The following is a 19,658-nucleotide window of genomic DNA, read 5'->3' as shown; positions in this document are numbered from 1 at the left end:
TACACGTAAGACACACGAGACTGATCTGACTAGCGCCGTTGTCGACTGCCGTGTCCTGCCGCGCTTTCCCGCTGCAACGCCGCCTTCATCCTGGCCAGTCCATCGGAATTGGGCCAGCCCGCGAACGTCTCGAGGATGGTGCTGCCACGCACCAAATAGAACGTCGGCGTAGCGATGCTGTGCAGGAAAGCCCAGTCGCTGCGCTGATACATCAGGTGCATCGGCAGCATGGGCTGGCGGCGATTCCATTGCGCGATGCCGTCGATGGGCGGGCTAGCGCCCGGTGCGACCAGCAGCACGAGCCGCTCGCGTAGCCAGCGGTCGTCCTCGCTGCTCACGATCTCGTTGGGCCCGTTCGCCGCGAAATGGCAATCCGGATGGACCACCGCGAGTATGGCCAGACGGTCATCGTGTAGCGCGAACACACGCACCACAGCCTGGGTCGGCGAGACGATGTCTATCACGCGTCGCGACGATCCCAACGGTCGCTCGAATGCAAGCGTGGGCAGCGGTGCGAGAGGCCGCGTCGGCAACGCAGCCAGTATCCGGTTCGCCGCGTCGAACCGGCTGATCGAGGCCAACGCATCGGCATAGGAAATGATGTGCCAGCGGGTTACCCGCCCCTGTCGCTGCAAGCGCGCATAGAGACATCCCAGTTTGTGCACATGCCGGGGGTCGAACGAATAGCCCTCGGCGAGCACCGTCGCCCGGAACAGATCGTCCTCGTCAAAAGGCAGCTTGGCGGCAGCGCAGGGATCGGCGGTGCCGACCATGCGTTCGTACAGAGAAACGACCGCCTCTGAGCGCTGGGCGCCAGGCAGGCGTTCAACGTTCAGGTCGGCGAGTGCATCGTAGAGCGAACGGTCGTGCGCTTGCGCGCAGGCCAACGGCGCTGCCAAGGCAAGCAGGGCAGCGCCGATGAAACGAACCGCTGGGTGCAGCAATGGCATCAGCACCCGCTCATGCAAATCTTACCTACGCTTTCCTCGCAAGTATGATTGCCTATGCACGCGTAATCTTTATGATCATCTTCGCCTTGGCGCCGGTCAGGAGTGAAGGTTGACGCTGGATAGGCCCGACTCACGGCTCTGTCTTCTTCGGAATCGACGCGAATCTTTCGCATGCTGGAGACCTTGCTTTCCAACCCAAACAGCGACAGTAGCCGATACGCCTGACTAGCCGAAAGCTCTGCTTCTATATCGCTGTATCTAAACGATGTCACACCGGATGCGTTGAAACGCAAGGATTCGACAAACCTTTTCCTTGCAGCGGGGGAAAGCAAATTAATCGGACTGGAGGCATCTGCTTTGACCAGGTATTGCGCGAGACCTTCGGCAGAATGAATCTGAGCCGTTCTCAACCGCAATGCTTTCTGTGCATCCTGATTGGTAGCCAACTATGCAGCAACTTGCTCAGCGGCCGTGTTACTCGACACTTCTTCAGCTCGCCCGGACGCATTGACCGACAAACCGGACACCAGGCAGAAAACAGCAACGCAATGCGTCATTCCAAGCTTCATGATTGATCCTTTTTCGTGAGACGTGTTACTTCATTTAGAGAACAACAAAGTATTTGCTTTACTACTGGAAATTTTCGAAGCAAGCCTAAAGTGGAGGTTTCAGCAACGCTCTAATCAAAAAAATCTTGTGTACTGCCACACTCAGATCATCCTGGTCGATGGATGATCGCCACCTCCTCGCTCTTGCCTACCGTTGCGTTTTTCTATATCGATACCGACTCAACGTCAACACCTGCTCGGCGCGACGCAAAGCAGAAAAAAGAGAAGGGCAACACAGACTCAGAACTCCCCCATCGCTCCCCCCCGTCGACCACCATCCATCACTGAGAATTGACATCCATCGTTGGCAATCTCACCGAATTCTCCCATCGCGCCGCTCGGAGAGAGCCTCCAAGGAGATCGCAATGAAACCGGAATCGAAAAGGCTGGCAGCATTGCTGGCAGCGGTGACCTGGGTGTCGGCAGGATTTCTTGATTGCGCGATGGCACGTCCGACCGACGCAGCACCAGCGGCAGCGGCAAAGCACGTCGATGCACAAGACGCTTCGCGGTTGCCAACGGCTCCCATTCGTTCCACCGAGCAACTTGATCGTTACCTGGCGAACGCGGATGCGTCCAACCCGCTTGCGTTGCTTTCGCCGGCTTCGCGGAAGCGCTTCATTCAATCGCTGCGTTTCAACGCAAGCGGCGTGACGACGTTCACTTACACCGATATCGAAGCGGAACTTTCAGCCAGCCAGGCCTGCCGTCTGCTGACCCTGTTCGGCATCCAACACACTCTCGCCTCGATGCGCAAGATCCGCATCGAAACCCAGGAAGACGAAAAGGCGATGCAGTCCTGTGCGGCGACCCGCCTTCAACCGCCCACCGCGAACAGACCCCAGCACTGACATCCGGTGACGCTGGCACTCGCATCGCCCGCCACGGCATCTGGCTCGGCGACGAGCACATCTCAGTAAGCGAACTCGCGGAACACGCGGTCGATATCGCCGTTCCATGCGCCGTGATACAGCGCCAGCTTGCGTTCGGCCGCCGTGACGCCGCTTTCGGCGATCTCGGCGATCACATCCAGAAAACCGGTTTCGTCCTGCCCATCGCGGTTCAGGCGTGCACGGCGACGCAGGCCTTCGCGGGCGATGTTGACCGCTTCCACTGCCAGATCGCGCGCCGTGCCGTTGCGGAACGGCAAGCCCAACGCGTGCTTGGGCACGCCGTCGCGCAGCGCATGCCGCTCGGTCGGGCTGAAATCCTTGACCAAGTCCCAGGCCGCATCCAGTGCGGTCTGGTCGTACAACAGGCCCACCCAGAACGCCGACAACGCGCACAGGCGATCCCACGGGCCTGCATCGGCACCGCGCATTTCCAGATACTTCTTCAACCGCACTTCCGGAAACGCGGTGGTCATGTGGTCAGACCAGTCGCGCAGCGTCGGCAACGCGCCCGGCAGCGCCGGCAGCTTGCCCTGCATGAAATCGCGGAAGCTCTGCCCGCTGGCGTCGTGGTACACGCCATCGCGGTAGGAAAAATACATCGGCACATCGAGCAGATAATCGACGTAGCGCTCGTAACTGAAGCCGTCTTCGAACACGAAATCCAGCATGCCGGTGCGATCGGCATCGGTATCGGTCCAGATGTGCGAGCGGTAGCTCAGGTAGCCGTTCGGCTTGCCTTCGGTGAACGGCGAATCGGCGAACAACGCGGTAGCGATCGGCTGCAACGCCAGCGACACGCGAAACTTCTTCACCATGTCCGCTTCGGTGGCGTAATCCAGGTTGACCTGCACCGTGCAGGTGCGCGTCATCATGTCCAGGCCAAGCGAGCCGACCTTGGGCATATAGTTCTTCATGATCTGGTAGCGACCCTTGGGCATCCACGGCATCTCATCGCGACGCCACTTGGGCTGGAAGCCCATGCCCAGAAACCCCAGCTGCAACTCGCCGGCGACCTGCGCCACTTCGTCCAGATGGGTGCCGGTTTCCACGCAGGTGTGATGCAGGGTTTCCACCGCAGCGCCGGAGAGCTCCAGCTGCCCGGCTGGTTCCAGCGTTACCGACGCGCCGTCGCGCAGCAGCGCGATGGTGTTGCCGTTTTCCTGCACCGGCTCCCAGCCAAAACGGGTCAGCCCGGTCAGCAAGGCCTCGATGCCGCGTGCGCCTTCAAAAGTGGGCGCGCGCAGGTCATCCAACTGGAAGCCGAACTTCTCGTGCTCGGTGCCGATCCGCCAGTCCGCACTCGGCTTCTCGCCAGAGGCCAGCACCTGGACCAACTCCGCGCGTTCGGTGATAGGCGTTTCGGCAACGTGGCTGGGACTCGACAAGGGCAGGCTCGCAAACGAAAGGGGTGGGACGATGTGGGGATACTCCCCAGCCACCGCAAGGCCCGCACTATACCCGCCCGACGCGAAAGGATTGGCGACACCCGCGGGGCATGACATTTCCATCAATGCATGCCCGGCATCGATCGCGACGATGGCGTGATCCGGGTCAACCTGAGCGGGCTACGCGTTCCGCAGCGCCAGCATCCGCTTGCACAGCCCGATCATCACCGCAAGCATTGTCATGCTCGCCCTACCCAATGGTCAGGCCGCGCATCGCTCCGCATGCGAGCCACCGATCACTGCTGGTGGAAATGACAACGGCAGACCGAAGTCTGCCGCCATGACGACGCGCTGGGCATCCACCCGCGTCAGACAATCGTGTTGCACGGCATCATTCCGCCGCGGTGGTTTCCACATCCAGGCCCAGCCAACCACCGACGATACCGCGCAGTTCGTCCACACCCTGGCGCGATTCGCCGGAGTAGGTCTGCACGGTCACGCTGTCGCCGAAGCGCGAGGTCACTTCCTTCTTGACCTTCTGCAAGGTCTGCATCTGCTGGCCACGCCCGAGCTTGTCGGCCTTGGTCAGCAACCCGTGTGCGGGCAGGCCGCGTTCGGCCGCATAACCGAGCATCTGCAGGTCGTAATCCTTCAGAGGGTGGCGGATATCCATCACCACCACCAATCCGCGCAAGGCTTCGCGGGTGCGGAAATAGCGGTCGATGAAAGCCTGCCAGTGCGCCTGCAGGTCCTGCGGCACCTTGGCGTAGCCGTAGCCGGGCAGGTCCACCAGGTAGCGCTCGGGCTGGATCTGGAAGAACACCAGCTGCTGGGTGCGGCCGGGTGTCTTGGACACGCGCGCCAGCGAGTTCTGGCGGGTCAGCGCATTGAGCGCGCTGGATTTTCCGGCATTGGAGCGGCCGGCGAAGGCCACCTCGAAGCCGCCATCGTTGGGCAATTGCCGAGCGTTATGGGCGGACAGGTGGTAACGGGCTTGTTCGATAAGGAGCGACATCCCCCTAGGATCGCACGTTCGGGGCCTGGCAGTTTTGCTGCACTGTGCGTTGACCCTGGCGCAAAGGCGTGTCGATAATCGAAGCACGCCTGCCACTGCCAGTACCCAACGCGCGCGGGCCGGGTCCATACGGAGCTTTAGCTGATGCGCCATGCTCGTGTGCTAGTCCTCGCCGCTCTTGCCGTACCGGTCATTGCGGCCGTGGCGTTTGCGCAATCGGCGGTCACGCCGATCCCCGATCCGCCGCCGGTGCGCGTTGCGCCGCTGGAGGTAGACCTGGCCAAGACCACCTGGGGCAATGCCAAGGCCGGCCAGACCAAAGCCGCCGCGTGTGCGGCCTGCCACGGCCCGGACGGCAATCCGGCGGTGGCGATGTACCCACGCATTGCCGGGCAAACCGAGCGCTACGTTGCGCATCAGGTGGCATTGATTGCCAGCGGCGAGCGCAATACCGGCATGTCGGCGGTGATGGTGCCGTTCGTCAAGGACCTCACCGCGCAGGACATGCGCGACCTGGGCGCTTATTTCGCGACCCAGAAGGCCTCCTCTGGTGTCGCCGACGACGCGGCGATTGCCGAGGGCCCCTACCAGGGCATGAAGTTCTACGAGGTCGGCGAGAAGCTCTACCGCGGTGGCGATATCGCGCGCGGCGTGCCGGCCTGCATGGCCTGCCATGGGCCGGCCGGCGGCGGCAATCCGGGCCCGGCCTATCCGCGTCTGGGCGGCCAGCACGCCGAGTACGTGGCGCGGCGCCTGAAGGAATACCAGGCCGGCACCACCCAGGAGCGCAATCCGGCGCTGTTCAATATCATGGCGCAGGTGGCGCATCCGCTGACCGAGCAGGAGATCCAGGCGCTGGCCAGCTATCTGCAGGGCCTGCATGATCGTGCCGACGATGCTGCAGCGGCGCAGCCGCCTGCCGGAGCACCCGCACGCTCGTAAGCTGACACCTGCCGTTGCCACACCGCTTCACGACGCCGGTCCCGTGACCGGCGTTGTCATTTCCCGCCCTTCCCCTTGCCCCCACGGAGCCCGCATGAAATTGCTTTCCCGTCTGCCCCTGCTGGTGTTGTTCCTGTTGCCACTGGTGGCCTGTGCCGCCGATAAAAAAGCCGCGCCGCTCGAAGGTGAGGACTACACCCTGATCGACGGCGGCCAGCCGTACGCGCCGCTGGCCGGCAAGGTCGAAGTGACCGAAGTCTTCGGCTACACCTGCCCGCACTGCGCGCATTTCGAGCCGGTACTGGAAGCCTGGGTGGCCAAGCAACCGTCGTATGTGCGCTTCACCCCGGTGCCGGCCGCCTTTGGCGGCTTCTGGGACGCGTTTGCGCGTGCCTACTTCGCCGCCGACATGCTGGGCGTGGCCAAGCGCAGCCATCGCGCCATGTTCGACGCCATCCATGAAAAGCAGACCGTGCCCACCCAGAACGTGGCGCCGGAAGAACTGGCCGCGTTCTACGCCAATTACGGCATCCCGCAGCAGCGCTTCATCGAGACCTACAAAAGTGAGGCGGTGGATGCCAAGCTCAAGGCCGCACGCGAGTTCGCGCTGCGCAGCAAGATTCCCGGGACGCCGGCGATCATCGTCAACGGCCGCTACCTGATCGGCGCGCGCAATTACCCGGACATGCTGCGCATTGCCGACTATTTGATCGCCCGCGAGCACGCGGCGCCAGCCAGGCGCTGAACCGCATAACCGCCAGCGACGGCCGCGCGTGGCATCATGCGCCCCGCGGCCGTCCGGCCCTTTTCTCGCCCCACGCTGGAGATCCAATCCGATGAAGACCCGCTTCGCCCTGACGCTGATGGCGCTGTTGCCGATCCTGGTCGCCTGCAAGGCGCAGGACGGCTCGTCCGATACCGCACCTGCCGCCACCACCCCAGCTGCCGAAACGGCGCCCACGCCTGCTGCCGCTGCCCCGGCCGCAGATCCCGCCGCCCCGCCTGCAGTCGGCGAAAGCGCCACCACTCCGCCGTCTGCCGCGCCCAGCGCTGCGCCGCGCGCGCCGAATGGCCCGGAGCCGGTCGCCGGCACAGATTATCTGGACATCGACGGTGGCCAGCCGTATCAGCAAGCCGCCGGCAAGATCGAAGTGGCCGAAGTCTTCGGCTATGTCTGCCCCGCCTGCAATGCGTTCCAGCCGCTGATCGGGCCGTGGAAGGCCGGCCTGCCCTCGGACGTGCATTTCGTCTATGTGCCGGCCATGTTCGGCGGCCCGTGGGATGACTACGGCCGTGCCTTCTATGCCGCCGAAACACTGGGCGTGCAGGAAAAGACCCACGAAGCGCTGTACAAGGCCATCCATGTCGACCAGACCCTCAAGGGCGAGCGCGGCAAGGATTCGGTGCAGGACATCGCTGCGTTCTACGCCAAGTACGGCGTGGACCAGAAGACCTTCATCGACACCATGAGCAGCTTCGGCGTCTCGGCCAAGACCAACCGCGCCAAGCAGTTCGCCACCCGCAGCAAGATCACCGGCACGCCGTCGCTGATCATCAACGGCAAGTACCTGGTCAAGGGCCAGAGCTTCCCGGACATGCTGCGCATTGCCGATCACCTGATCGCGCGCGAACGTGCCACGCTGGCCAAGTGAGTCGAGCGAACGCAACGTCGTGAACGCTTCGGAATCGCGCACCCTGCGGGTGCTGACCGCCAATATCCAGGCCGGCTCCAGCACCCGCCGTTACAGCGACTATGTGACGCGCAGCTGGTCGCACGCATTGCCGCTGGGCAGCAAGCGCACCAGCCTGGACAGCATCGCCAAGCTGGTCGGCGAACGCGACATCGTCGGCTTGCAGGAGGCCGACCCCGGCAGCTTGCGCTCGGGCTTCACCAACCAGACCCACTATCTGGCCGAGCGCGCCGGCTTCGATTACTGGAGCCATCAACCCAACCGCCGCATGGGCGGGGTGGCCTCCAGTGCGAATGGTTTGCTGAGCAAGCTGGAACCGGTGGAAGTGCAGGATCACGCCCTGCCCGGCCGCATCGGCGGACGCGGCATCCTGCTGGCCAAATTCGGCGAAGGCCGCGATGGTTTGGCCGTGGCGGTGGCGCATCTGTCGCTGGGCGCGAACTCGCGCATGGCCCAGCTGGCCTTCATCGCCGAACTGTTGTCCGACCATCCCAACGCGATGTTGATGGGCGATTTCAATTGCATGGCCGATCGACCGGAAATGCAGTCGCTCTATCGCCATACTCGTCTGCAACCGCCGAGCTGCGAAGTACACACCTTTCCCAGCTGGCGTCCGGACCGGGCGATCGACCACATTCTGGTCAGCGACAGTCTGGTGATCGAACATACCGAGGCGATTCCTGCTGCGTTTTCAGATCATCTCGCGGTGGGCATGGATATCCGCGTGCCACGGCAATTGCTGCGTTAAATAACCAGAAAAGTGACATGGGTTCGTATTGGCGAACTCGACCGCTGACACCCCTCGCACCGCCTGTGCGATCACGCAGGCGGCTTTTCGTTGGGAGCACAGCACGTGATACGCATCGTATGAGTGCGTCGCCATGAGTGCGACAGCGCCAAACACGTTGCCGGTACGCACACTGCCCGGTGTTCGTGCTGGCAGCCACGGTCGTGTGCACGTTTGCCTTGCTGGTGTCGCTGTTTCCGCTCGAATCAGGAGGTGTCCTGCTCGATGCGCAGATCTGGGCGTCGCGCAATGTTGGCTGGTACTGCCTGCTGGCGATGACGTTGTATCTTGTGTTTGTACTCGCCACGGCCTTGTCCAGCTTCGGCAACATCAAGCTCGGCGCCGATCACGACGAACCGGAATTCAGCTACCTCTCCTAGGCCGGCATGCTGTTCGCGGCCGGCATCAGCATCACGCTGTTCTTCTGCGTCTCCGAACCGCTGACGCATTATCTGCAACCGCCGCAGGGCGGTACCGGCAGTGGCGAGGCATCCGCGCGTCAGGCGATGCAGGTGCTGTTCCTGCATTGGGGCCTGCATGGCTGGGGCGTGTTCGCGCTGGCTGCCATGGCCTTGGCGTATTTCGCCTTACGCCATAACTTGCCGCTTGCGTTGCGCTCGGCGTTGTATCCACTGATCGGCAAACGCATCAACGGGCCGATCGGCTATACCGTGGATGCGCTGGGCATCGTGGCCACCGTCTTCGGCCTGGGCGCGGATATGGGCTTTGGCGTGCTGCATTTAAACGCCGGCCTGAGCACTTTGATGGATGTGCCGCATACGCATTGGGTGCAGGTGGCACTGATCGTGGCGATGATGGGCGCGGCCATTGTGTGGCGGTCTCCGGCGTTAAAAAGGCGTGCACTGGATGTCGGACATCAACATGGTGCTGGCGATTGCGCTGTTGTTGTTGATGCTGTTTGCCGGCCCAACGCAGTACCTGCTCAATGCGCTGATGCAGAACCTGGGTGACTATCTCGGCAGCGTGGTCAACAAAAGTTTCGACGTGTACGCCTATGGCGGCCGTGCCGATTGGCAGGGCAACTGGACGGTGTTCTATTGGGCCTGGTGGATCGGCTGGGCGCCTTTTGTGGGACTTTTCGTTGCACGCATCGCGCGCGGCCGCACCATTCGCGAATTCGTACTGGGCGTGCTGCAAAGGCCGGCCAGCAGCAGTGGGCTGCGCTCACCACGGTAGAGCGTTCGCGCACTTTGTTGCGCGCAGTGGCCTTGCTGCGCGAGCGCAACGATGCGTTAGCCGGGCTGGAAACACTTAATACCGGTAAGCCATTGAGCGAAACACGCAGCGTCGATATCGTCACCGGTGCTGACGTGCTGGAGTACTACGCCGGCGTTGCGCAGGCGCTGCAGGGCGTGCAGGTGCCGCTGCGCGAAGGCAGCTTCTTCTACACCCGCCACGAACCACTGGGCGTTGTAGGCGCGATCGGTGCGTGGAATTACCCCATCCAGATTGCGCTATGGAAGGCGGCACCGGCGCTGGCCGCCGGTAACGCGATTATCTTCAAGCCCAGCGAAGTCACCCCGCTTACTGCGCTGACGTTGGCAGAAATGTTCACCGAGGCCGGCTTGCCCGATGGCGTGTTTAGCGTATTGCCTGGCGATGGCGCCAGCGTGGGCAGCGCGCTGACCGAACATCCGCAGATCGAAAAGGTCAGCTTTACGGGCGGCACCGCCACCGGCCGCAAAGTGATGGCCAGCGCATCGAGTTCGTCGCTGAAAAACGTGGCCATGGAGCTGGGCGGCAAGTCGCCGCTGATTGTCTGCGCCGATGCCGACCTGGACCTGGCCGCGGACATCGCCATGATGGCCAACTTCTACAGCTCCAGGCAGGTGTGCCCCAACGGTACTCGCGTGTTCGTGCCGCGTGCCTTGCGCAACGCATTCGAAGCGCGCCTGCTGGCACTCGTGCAGCGCATCCACATCGGCGACCCGCTCGATGAGCGCACCACCTTCGGCCCGCTGGTCAGCGTCGCGCATATGCAGCGCGTGCTGGACCATATCGAACAGGGCAAGGCCGAAGGCGCGCGTTTGCTGTGCGGCGGCGAGCGGCTGCGCGATGGTGCGTTGGCACAGGGCTATCACGTAGCGCCGACCATCTTCAGCGACTGCACCGACGTGATGACCATCGTGCGCGAAGAAATCTTCGGGCCGGTCTTGAGTCTGCTCACCTACGACGATGAAGACGAAGCAATCACCCGCCAATGCCACCACCTATGGGCTGGCTGCGAGCGTGGTTACCCCGGATCTGGCACGCGCGCATCGGCTGATCCATCGGCTGGAGGCCGGCATCTGCTGGATCAATACCTGGGGCGAGTCGCCGGCACCGATGCCGGTGGGCGGCTACAAGCAATCGGGCGTGGGCCGCGAGAACGGTCTGGCGACCTTGCAAGCCTACACACGCACCAAATCGATCCAGGTGGAACTGGAACGTTACGCGTCGGTGTTCTGACGGCGGCCAGCTGGCGCAGGCAAGCGCTGGAGGTGCACCACGACCGCGGCGAGCGCATGCACGCCGCTCGCACTTTCCGGACCACTCCCTTTCGATCTGCCATGCGCCTTGATTGCCATCGCACCGTCACCGCATCAGGAGACCACCATGCAACACGAATACGACTACATCATCATCGGCAACCTCAACGCCACCACCATCACGATTGCCGAGAAAATCGCCGACCGCATGCACGGTCGCGCCCCGTTGCCGCCTAGCGCCGCCGATTACTACATCGCTGGCGATGCACCGGTGCGCGGGTGATGTCTCTAACTGATCGAGGCCACGCTTCCCTCGCCAATGAGGGCAGCGTGTTTATCGATGTTGAGGGAACCAGAAACCTGCTGCCGAACTCCATCGCCACTAGACTGCGCGTCCGCCGTCAAACAGCACAGCACTGCATGCCCTTGCGGGCCGCGCTGAATGTTGAAGAGTCCTCAAGGCTGATAGCGGCATACGATAAAGGGCGCGGCGATTACACCGGCTTCGCTCAACTGCGCTTGGTAGCGCGATACAAGTCAAGCCGATCGCACAGATGCAGGCCGGCAGTCGCGTCGGCACCCGCCAAAGCTCATCCACAACAATCATCGTCGGCAGCCAACCAACCTCGCATCGCAGCAACAACCAGTCGCATCCTCAACGACGACTACGTTCGCTCAGGAGAATCCTTCGAAAAACAACTCGATCGCCATCACCAACGCATCTTCGCGCCCGGTGCTGGAGGGGTAGTAGCGTGGGCGCCGGCCAATTTCGTTAAAGCCTTCGGAGTGATACAGCGCAATCGCGGATGGATTGGACGGGCGTACTTCCAGAAACGCGCGCCGCGCGCCGCGATCGCAGGCGCCCTTGATCAACGCGCGCAGCAACACGCGGCCGTGGCCTTGCGATTGCGCTTCCGGTGCGATGCAGACGTTGAGCACGTGTGCCTCGTCGGCGGCGATGCTGATCACGCCATAGCCGATGACCCGGCCGCCCTGCTCCATCACCCAGCCGGGATAGCCGGCCTGCAGACAGTCGCGAAAGATGTTGCGCGTCCACGGAAACGGATAGGCGCGGAGCTCGATCTCCATCACCGCATCCAGGTCGCTCTCGCGCATTGCGCGCAGCGAGGTGGGTTGCGGCGCGTTCAATGCGCTCACGCCGGGTCCCGGCGCCGCCGCAGCGCGCGCAGCTGCGGCCACAGCGCGCGCTTGGCGGCCGGATTGCCGCGCAGTTCTGCCAGCGGCCAGGACGCCATCAAGGCCTGAGTCGCGGGATCGCCCGGATTGCAACCGGACGCGCGCAACAAGGCCATCTGCAGACGATCCGGCATGCCGGCGCGGCTACGCCGTTGCGGCGCCGCTGCCGGCGCGGTGCTAGGCGCACGTGGCGCTTCGGCAGGTGCAGAAGTTGCGCTGCGCCGCGCGACGGGCGCATTGACAAGTGCAGACTGCGGAGCACGCTCCACGCGCGCAGGTGCGGCCATCTCTGCGCGCTCGGCAACTTCGACAGCTGCAGGTAACGCATCGACCGCATCGCGATCCAGATACACCGTGTGCCCCAACGCCTGCAGATACGACACCTGCAGATCGGACCATATCGGCTCGGACGCCGCGTCGCTCACGAAAACGCGCTCATGGCAGCTCGGGCGCGCGCCGCCACCGTCGCCACAGCCACATCAGCGGGCCGGACAAGGCGTACAGCACGCCGATCACCAGAAACGAGCGCGCCAAGTCGATCACCAGCAGCGCGATGACCACTGTGGCGATCGCCAATGCCAGGAACGGCACGCGGTCGGCACGCGGACCACGCGCACCGCCCTTGAAGCTCCAGAAGCGGATCCGGCTGACCATCAGCAACGCCGACATCACCGTAATCGCCAGCGCCACATAGCGCAGCTGCTCGCCATCGAACCCCAGGCTGTCGTCAGCGAACGCCCAGACGAACGACATCATCAGCCCAGCCGCCGCGGGGCTGGCCAGGCCAATGAACCAGCGTTTGTCGACCACGCCCACCTGGGTGTTGAAGCGCGCCAGCCGCAGCGCCGCGCAGGCCGCGTAGAGAAAGGCAGCCGACCAACCGACCCGGCCCATCACACTGCTGTCGTACTTCAGCGCCGACAGCGACCAGTGGTACATCACCAGCGCCGGGGCCATGCCGAAGCTGACCAGATCGGCCAGCGAGTCGTACTGCACGCCGAATTCGCTGCTGGTATTGGTCAGGCGCGCAACCCGGCCATCCAGCCCATCCATCACCGCAGCCACGAACACCGCCATGGCGGCCTGGACGAACTGCCCATTGGCGGCGGCGATGATGGCGTAAAAACCGGAAAACAGCCCGGCGGTGGTAAACAGGTTCGGCAGCAGGTAAATCGTGCGCGAGCGCGGGGGCGGTCTCATCTCATCCATCCGCCAAGTGTAGGGCCTGAGGTCCGTCCGGCGGTAGCGCGCCTGCTGGTTCAGCACCCTGCGCGCCCGATCACTTGCCAGCGCCGGCCGTGGATGCTGCAATCGCGGCGGGAATCATCCAAGGGAAGCCACATGCAATTGTCGTCCGGGCTTTGCGCCCTGTTGATGCTGGTCAGTGCCGCCGCCGGCGCGACCGATCTTTATAAGTGGAAGGACGCCAAGGGCGTGACCCACTACACCGAGACCCCGCCACCGACCGGCCAGCGCTATGAAGCGCGCCGAATCGATGCGCGTAGCGGCACCGCCGCAACTTCCACGGCAGACGCCGCCACGCCCGAATCGCCCGACTGCGCCAGCGCACGCCGAAATTTGGAGCTGCTTAACAGCAAAGGCGAGGTCACGATGGGTGCCGGCGTTGACGGCAAGCCAGCCGCGCCGCTGGATGCGGAGGCCCGCATCGCCCAGCGAAACCTATCCGAGGCTGCCGTTAAGGCCTATTGCAAGCCTACCGCCCCAGGTAACCCAGCCACCTGAGCCACGCTCTCCGCCACTCAGCGATCGCCGCCGCAGCGCGGCGGCGGCGGCGGCGGCGGCTCGAAGTAGTCCGGCAATGACCGGCAGGGCGCGAGACTGGCAAACTATGGGCTTTCCGCCCAAGCGAAGCCCGATGCGTCTTTCCCAGTTCCACCTGCACACCACCAAGGAAACCCCGGCCGACGCCGAGCTGGTCAGCCACCGTCTGATGCTGCGCGCGGGCATGATCCGCAAGCTGGCCTCCGGGCTGTACACCTGGTCGCCGCTGGGCCTGCGCGTGCTGCGCAAGGTCGAAGCCATCGTGCGTGAAGAGATGAACCGCGCTGGCGCAGTGGAAGTGCTGTTCCCCACCATCCAGCCGCGCGAGCTGTGGGATGCCACCGGCCGTTGGGAAAAGTTCGGCGGCCAGTTGCTCAAGATCAAGGACCGCAAGGAGCAGGAGTTCTGCTACAGCCCTACCGCCGAAGAGGCCGCCGCTGAATTCGCGCGCCAGGAAATCAACAGCTACAAGCAGCTGCCGCTGAATTTCTATCAGATCCAGACCAAATTCCGCGATGAGATCCGCCCGCGCTTCGGCGTGATGCGTGCGCGCGAATTCCTGATGAAGGACGCCTACTCGTTCCATCTCACCGATGAGGACATGGCGCGCGAATACGACAACATGCGCGCCGCTTACACCCGCATCTTCACCCGCCTGGGACTGGATTTCCGCGCCGTGCAGGCCGATTCGGGCGCCATCGGCGGCGATGCGTCACAGGAATTCCACGTCATCGCCGACTCCGGCGAAGACTCGCTGGCGTTCTCCACTGCTTCCGATTACGCCGCCAATGTGGAAACCGCCAGCGCCGCCCTGCCTGCTCCGCGCGCCGACGCAAGCCAAGCGATGCAGCAGGTGGCAACGCCTACACAGAAGACCTGCGAGGACGTCGCCCAGTTGCTCGGTATCGCGCTACAGCGCACGGTCAAGTCGGTGGCGGTGATGACCGAAGCCGGCTTTGTGCTGGTGCTGGTGCGTGGCGACCATGCGGTCAACGAGATCAAGCTGGCCAAGGTGCCCGGGCTGGCCGGCTACCGCCTGGCCAACGAAACCGAAATCCGCGAGCACCTCGGCTGCGAGCCGGGCTTCCTGGGACCGGTGAACACCGCGCGCCCGGTGCGCGTGGTGGCCGACCGCGATGTTGCGGCACTGGCAGATTTCGTAGTCGGTGCGAATGCGTCCGGCGCGCATCTGGTCGGCGTCAACTGGGGCCGCGACCTGCCCGAACCGGAGACCGTGGCCGATGTACGCAACGTGGTCGAAGGCGAGCGCGCGGCCGATGGCGGCGAACTGCGCCTGGCCCGCGGCATCGAGGTGGGCCATGTGTTCCAGCTTGGCAGCCAATACGCGCAGGCGCTGCAAGCCACCGTCATCGACGAAGGCGGCAAGGCGGCGGTGATGAAAATGGGCTGCTATGGCATCGGCATTTCGCGCATCGTGGCGGCGGCGATCGAACAGAACCATGACGAGGCCGGCATCATCTGGCCCGCGTCGATGGCGCCGTGGCAGGTGGTGGTCTGCGTGATCAATCCCAAGCAGGACGCCAACGTTGTGGCCGCGGCCCAGGCCTTGCTGGACGAATTGATCGCCGCCGGCCTGGATGCCGCCCTGGACGACCGCGGACTGCGCCCGGGCGCGATGTTCGCCGATATGGAACTGCTTGGCATTCCGCATCGGGTGGTGGTCTCGGAACGCGGATTGGCGGCCGGCACATTTGAATATCGCGCCCGTACCGCCGATGCCGCAGAAAACCTGGATAGAGCCGGGTTATTCTCCCGTCTGGGGCATTGATCAAACCCCGGGCATCGGCTTGAAACGGATGAACACAAAGCGTCGAATTATTTCGGCGCATTTGTCACACCGGTTTTCTCACATTATGATGGCCACCGCTGCCACGGACCGGCAGTCTTTCTCTCTCATCTTCTGGAGTAGTGATGTCGATCGATCTTAGTGGCCTGTCGGCCAAGCAGTTGGCTGCCCTGATTAAAAATGCAAAGAAGCAGCAGACCGTGGTTGCCAAGCGCGCGCCGATCGCCAAGGTCCGCACGCAGCTGACCCGCGCCGCAAAAGCCCAGGGTTATTCCATCGAGGAATTGTTTGGCGCCTCCGCTACTGCTGGCCCGGGCCGTCCGGCCGGTGCCGCCAAGCCGGGCCCGCGTGCCGGCCGCAAGCTGGGTAAGGTGCCGCCGAAGTATCGCAACCCCGCCAACACCCAGGAAACCTGGACTGGCCGTGGCAAGCAGCCGCGCTGGCTGGCCGAACTGACCGCCGCCGGCAAGAAAGTCGAAGACTTTCTGATCAGCAAGGTCGGCGCTGCCAAGAAGGCAGCAAAGAAGGCGTCGCCGCGTAAAGCAGTCACCAAGCGCGCCACCAAGAAGTCCAAGGCCGCTTGATTCACACCAATAAAAACGCCGGCATTGCCGGCGTTTTTATTGCGCGGCATTTCCCCCGCTCATAAATTCTTGCGCGCCGGAATGAGTAGATTGCCGAACAGCAATCCAGCCATCAATGCCATCACGATATTGGTCACCGCCAATAGTGCGGCTTGTCCCACGCTGACATCCTGTTGCTGCACCAGGGTCAAAAAGCCACGCAAACTGACGCTTCCTGGAACCAGCATGATGATGCCGGGCAAACGGATCAGCGCACCGGGTTTGTGCACCACGCGCCCGAATAGATTTCCCGCAGCGGTCAATGTCATCGCCGAGGCGAATACCCCGGCAGGGCCGCCCCAGGCATGCCCCGCATAACGCGCAATGACATAACCCAACATCGCCGCCGCCATGATCCATAAATAATCGCGTCGATTGGCTTTGAACAACACTGCAAATGCATAAGCGGCCACCACTAACGACGCCCATTCCACCCAACCGGCCTGCGGCCGCAACGCGGCCACCTGGGGATGTAAGCCAACCAGCTGCGTCAGCGTCACCGCGATGACCGCACCCACCGTCAGCTTGAGCACCGTAGTGACAGCACCGGCCAGGCGCGCCGTGCCGGAGACCCAGTGCTGGCTAGCCAGCTCGTTGAAGGCATTGGTCAATGACATCCCTGGCAGCAGCACCACCAGCGAGGCAATGATCACCGTATTGAGGTTCAACGGCCCCAACAACGAGGCCACCAGCGCCGCCACCACCCCGGCCAGCAGGCCGGCCAACGCTTCGCCGGCTTCCTTGGTGGCAGCGCGTTTGTCGGTGTACTGGGTGAGCAGGCCGATCGACATGCCGATCGCCCCCGCCGTGGCGATATCCAGCCATGGCAGCTTCCACAGCCCGGCCACGCCCGCTGCGGCCAGCCCGAAGGCCAGTACCTGCATGGTCTTGCCGCGCCGGTCCACTTCGCGGTCCAGCCGGCGCAATGCAGTGTGGCCCTGCGCGATGCTCATGCGCCCGTTGGCCACGCTGTCGGCCACGTAGTCGGCCACGCTGAGCTTGTACAGATCGTTCTCGCCCGGAGCCAGCCGAATCACTCGGGTGATGTCACTGGAGCCGATCGCCTTGGTCGGGTCACTGAAGCTTATGATGATGCCGGTGGGGTTGGACCAGGGCTCGCAATCCAGACCCAGCTTCTGCGACAGTCCGACCACCGCCGCCTCCAGCCGCTGCGCGGTGGTTCCATAAGAATGTAGGCGCCCGGCAATTTCGGACACGAAGGCAACGCGCTGGGCGTAGGTGGCGCTGGCGGACGGGAGGACAACGGTGGCAGCGGACATGCGTGGCGGGTCGGATCGGAGAAACGCCGTCTCCGGCGAGGCCGTCAGTGTATGCCGCAGCGCGCGTGGCCGGCGTTCTCATTGATGGCCGCAGGCACACCACTGCTGCAGCGCCCCCATCCGCCGCTCACACCGGCCATGTATGCTGGCGCCACGGACAGGCCACCCATGATCAAACCGCAACCTCCACGCATCGAACAAGACTCGCAGGATCAGGCACAGCTCCGCCTCGCTGGCAGTTGGGTACTGGCGACTGCCCTGCCCCAGGCAGAATTGCTGCAGACCGTGCCCGACGGGGTGCGTCGCATCGACGCGCGCGGCATCCAGCAGTTGGATTCGGCCGGCGTGCTGCAGTTGCTGCGCTTTGCCAGCCGCATGGGCCTGAAGGAAGACGCGATCGATTTCCGCGATGAGCACCAGGCGCTGGTGTGCACCATCGAGGAACTCAACGACGAGCGCCCCAAGCCCAAACGCGATTACGGCTTTGTCGCTGCGCTCGACCGCCTGGGTCGGGCCACCCACCGCGTCGGTCAGGACATCCTGGAGTTGAACAGTTTTCTGGGCGAAAACCTGGTCAAGATCATGCGGCTGATCCACGAGCCGCGCCGCTTCCGGCTGACCTCCACCGTGCACCACATGGAGCAGGTGGGCCTGGATGCGGTGCCGCTGGTGGTGCTGCTGTCATATCTGGTCGGCGCGGTGATCGCGTTCCTGGGTTCGACCATCCTGCGCGACTTCGGCGCGGAAATTTATGTGGTGGAGCTGGTCAGCATTGCCTTCCTGCGCGAATTTGCGGTGCTGCTGACGGCAATTGTGCTGGCCGGCCGCACCGCCAGCGCCTTTACCGCGCAGATCGGTGCGATGAAATCGCGCGAGGAAGTGGACGCGATTCGCACCCTGGGCCTGGACCCGATCGACCTGCTGGTGATCCCTCGCCTGCTTGCGCTGATCTTTACCCTGCCTCTACTGACCTTCATCGCGATGATCGCCGGCCTGGCCGGTGGTGTCACCGTGGGCGCGTTCGATCTGGATATTCCCCCGCAGATGTATCTGGCGCGCATGCACGACACCATCCAGCTGCGGCACTTCCTGGTCGGGCTATCGAAGGCGCCGTTGTTTGCGCTGGTGATCGGCCTGATCGGCTGTCTGGAAGGATTGAAGGTCACTGGCACCGCGCAATCGGTGGGCGAACGCACCACCTCGTCGGTGGTGCAGACGATTTCCTTGGTCATCATCCTCGACGCGATTGCGGCGTTGTGGTTCATGAAGATGGGGTGGTGATGGAGCCGGGATTCGACATTCGGGATTTGGGATTCGCGCACAGCCGCAGTGCGGCGCTTGCATTGGTGTTCGAGAGGAAGGTGCCGTGACCAATCCCGAATCCCCACGCCCCACTCCCGGCCCAGAGACTGACGCCGACAACGACCAGTTGGCGATTTCCGTGCGCGGTCTCACCAACCGCTTCGGTAGCCAGACCGTGCACGAAGACCTCGATCTGGACGTGCGCCGCGGCGAGATTCTCGGCGTGGTCGGCGGTTCGGGCACCGGCAAATCGGTGTTGATGCGCAGCATCCTGGGCCTGCGTGAGCCAGATGCCGGTAGCATCCATGTGCTGGGCGCGGATGCGCGCTCGGGCCGGTTCGCCGACCGCCAGCACATCACCCGCAATACCGGCGTGCTTTTTCAGGATGGCGCACTGTTTTCGTCGATGACCGTGGGCGAAAACGTCCAGGTGCCGTTGAAGGAACACCACGGCGAGTTCCCGGAACGCTGGTATTTCGAACTGGCGCTGCTGAAGATCAAGCTGGCCGGCCTGCCCGCCGATGCGTTGGACAAGCTGCCATCGCAATTGTCCGGCGGCATGCGCAAGCGCGCCGGGTTGGCGCGTGCGCTGGCGCTGGACCCGCCGCTGCTGTTTCTGGACGAACCCACCGCCGGGCTGGACCCGATCGGCGCGGCCGCCTTCGACCGTTTGATCCGCACCTTGCAACAAGCCCTCGGCCTGACCGTGTTCCTGATCACCCACGACCTGGATACCCTGTACGCCATCTGCGACCGCATCGCCGTGCTGGCCGATCGCAAGGTGATCGCCAACGCGCCGCTGTCAGAGGTCGAGCAGATCGATCACCCCTGGATCCAGGAATATTTCCACGGTCCGCGCGCCCGCGCCGCGCGCGCGGCCAAGACCGACTCCACCGAGACCGCCTGA

The 19,658-nt window shown here is 63.7% G+C and carries 18 protein-coding genes and 3 pseudogenes; 13 read left to right on the top strand and 8 right to left on the bottom strand.

All coding sequences use genetic code 11. The features are described from left to right. Positions 1-29: 29 nt before the first annotated feature. Entirely contained in the window at positions 30-950 is a 921-nt protein-coding gene (locus NX05_RS04865; RefSeq protein ID WP_039432242.1) for a hypothetical protein, read from the bottom strand. Then, complete coding sequence (locus NX05_RS21805) at positions 950-1,396, bottom strand: hypothetical protein (RefSeq protein WP_230597580.1); 447 nt, start codon at positions 1,394-1,396, stop codon at positions 950-952. Before NX05_RS21805 ends, NX05_RS04865 begins: the two co-directional genes overlap by 1 nt. 527 nt (positions 1,397-1,923) lie before the next feature. Between NX05_RS21805 and NX05_RS04860 the strand changes: the two genes are divergently transcribed. Then, positions 1,924-2,409: a hypothetical protein gene (locus tag NX05_RS04860; protein WP_039432244.1), complete on the top strand. Its 486-nt coding sequence runs from the start codon at positions 1,924-1,926 to the stop codon at positions 2,407-2,409. A 62-nt stretch (positions 2,410-2,471) separates the two neighbouring features. On the opposite strand, the gene NX05_RS04855 is transcribed toward NX05_RS04860, so the two are convergent. Further along, positions 2,472-3,836, bottom strand: coding sequence for a glutamate--cysteine ligase (locus tag NX05_RS04855; RefSeq protein ID WP_010377823.1), 1,365 nt, complete (start codon positions 3,834-3,836; stop codon positions 2,472-2,474). 391 nt (positions 3,837-4,227) lie between these two features. After that, a complete protein-coding gene (gene yihA / locus NX05_RS04850; protein ID WP_017112268.1) occupies positions 4,228-4,851 on the bottom strand; it encodes a ribosome biogenesis GTP-binding protein YihA/YsxC in 624 nt (207 codons plus the stop codon). 144 nt (positions 4,852-4,995) lie between these two features. Between yihA and NX05_RS04845 the strand changes: the two genes are divergently transcribed. The 7 genes and pseudogenes from NX05_RS04845 to NX05_RS04815 all read left to right on the top strand — a co-directional run. Next, complete coding sequence (locus NX05_RS04845) at positions 4,996-5,793, top strand: c-type cytochrome (RefSeq protein ID WP_039432246.1); 798 nt, start codon at positions 4,996-4,998, stop codon at positions 5,791-5,793. Between the two features lie 94 nt (positions 5,794-5,887). Then, the gene (locus NX05_RS04840; RefSeq protein ID WP_010365583.1) at positions 5,888-6,538 is read left to right on the top strand and encodes a thiol:disulfide interchange protein DsbA/DsbL; all 651 of its coding nucleotides are present in this window, start codon (positions 5,888-5,890) and stop codon (positions 6,536-6,538) included. 91 nt (positions 6,539-6,629) lie between these two features. Continuing rightward, positions 6,630-7,445 (top strand): thiol:disulfide interchange protein DsbA/DsbL, encoded by an 816-nt coding sequence (locus NX05_RS04835; protein WP_010377816.1) that lies wholly within the window; start codon positions 6,630-6,632, stop codon positions 7,443-7,445. Between the two features lie 49 nt (positions 7,446-7,494). After that, the gene (locus NX05_RS04830) at positions 7,495-8,232 is read left to right on the top strand and encodes an endonuclease/exonuclease/phosphatase family protein (protein WP_010377815.1); all 738 of its coding nucleotides are present in this window, start codon (positions 7,495-7,497) and stop codon (positions 8,230-8,232) included. Positions 8,233-8,365: 133 nt separating this feature from the next. Next, positions 8,366-9,435, top strand: a pseudogene (locus tag NX05_RS04825) (BCCT family transporter); the annotation flags it as partial. Further along, a pseudogene (betB, locus tag NX05_RS04820) lies at positions 9,423-10,740 on the top strand (betaine-aldehyde dehydrogenase); the annotation flags it as partial. The pseudogenes NX05_RS04825 and betB, both read left to right, overlap by 13 nt. A gap of 168 nt (positions 10,741-10,908) precedes the next feature. After that, positions 10,909-11,043: pseudogene (locus tag NX05_RS04815) on the top strand (choline dehydrogenase); the annotation flags it as partial. A 392-nt stretch (positions 11,044-11,435) separates the two neighbouring features. Here the strand turns inward: NX05_RS04815 and rimI are convergent. Genes rimI through pssA form a run of 3 tightly spaced genes read right to left on the bottom strand, consistent with a single transcriptional unit; the run spans position 11,436 to position 13,166 of the window. Continuing rightward, positions 11,436-11,918 (bottom strand): ribosomal protein S18-alanine N-acetyltransferase, encoded by a 483-nt coding sequence (rimI, locus tag NX05_RS04810; RefSeq protein WP_019768432.1) that lies wholly within the window; start codon positions 11,916-11,918, stop codon positions 11,436-11,438. After that, the gene (locus NX05_RS04805) at positions 11,915-12,382 is read right to left on the bottom strand and encodes an alanine acetyltransferase (protein ID WP_039432250.1); all 468 of its coding nucleotides are present in this window, start codon (positions 12,380-12,382) and stop codon (positions 11,915-11,917) included. Before NX05_RS04805 ends, rimI begins: the two co-directional genes overlap by 4 nt. A gap of 10 nt (positions 12,383-12,392) precedes the next feature. Continuing rightward, positions 12,393-13,166 (bottom strand): CDP-diacylglycerol--serine O-phosphatidyltransferase, encoded by a 774-nt coding sequence (gene pssA, locus NX05_RS04800; RefSeq protein ID WP_039432252.1) that lies wholly within the window; start codon positions 13,164-13,166, stop codon positions 12,393-12,395. Positions 13,167-13,298: 132 nt separating this feature from the next. Here pssA and NX05_RS04795 point away from each other — a divergent pair, with 132 nt between their 5' ends. From NX05_RS04795 to NX05_RS04785, 3 genes are all read left to right on the top strand, one after another. Then, positions 13,299-13,700 (top strand): DUF4124 domain-containing protein, encoded by a 402-nt coding sequence (locus NX05_RS04795; protein ID WP_010365591.1) that lies wholly within the window; start codon positions 13,299-13,301, stop codon positions 13,698-13,700. A gap of 133 nt (positions 13,701-13,833) precedes the next feature. Next, complete coding sequence (locus NX05_RS04790; RefSeq protein ID WP_039432254.1) at positions 13,834-15,528, top strand: proline--tRNA ligase; 1,695 nt, start codon at positions 13,834-13,836, stop codon at positions 15,526-15,528. 143 nt (positions 15,529-15,671) lie between these two features. Then, positions 15,672-16,130 carry an H-NS histone family protein gene (locus tag NX05_RS04785; RefSeq protein ID WP_010365593.1) on the top strand — a complete coding sequence of 153 codons (459 nt, stop codon included), beginning with the start codon at positions 15,672-15,674 and terminating at the stop codon, positions 16,128-16,130. 59 nt (positions 16,131-16,189) lie between these two features. Here the strand turns inward: NX05_RS04785 and NX05_RS04780 are convergent, their stop codons facing one another. Next, positions 16,190-17,449, bottom strand: a complete 1,260-nt coding sequence (locus NX05_RS04780; RefSeq protein ID WP_039432257.1) for a threonine/serine exporter family protein — start codon at positions 17,447-17,449, stop codon at positions 16,190-16,192. A gap of 51 nt (positions 17,450-17,500) precedes the next feature. On the opposite strand from NX05_RS04780, the gene NX05_RS04775 reads away from it, so the two are divergent. Together NX05_RS04775 and NX05_RS04770 are read left to right on the top strand one after the other, a co-directional pair. Continuing rightward, positions 17,501-18,730: an MlaE family ABC transporter permease gene (locus NX05_RS04775; protein ID WP_172645690.1), complete on the top strand. Its 1,230-nt coding sequence runs from the start codon at positions 17,501-17,503 to the stop codon at positions 18,728-18,730. Positions 18,731-18,815: 85 nt separating this feature from the next. Next, a complete protein-coding gene (locus NX05_RS04770; protein ID WP_039432259.1) occupies positions 18,816-19,658 on the top strand; it encodes an ABC transporter ATP-binding protein in 843 nt (280 codons plus the stop codon).

The organism is Xanthomonas vasicola (assembly GCF_000772705.2).
GTDB lineage: Bacteria > Pseudomonadota > Gammaproteobacteria > Xanthomonadales > Xanthomonadaceae > Xanthomonas > Xanthomonas vasicola.
This window is presented reverse-complemented; position numbering and strand designations above follow the sequence as displayed.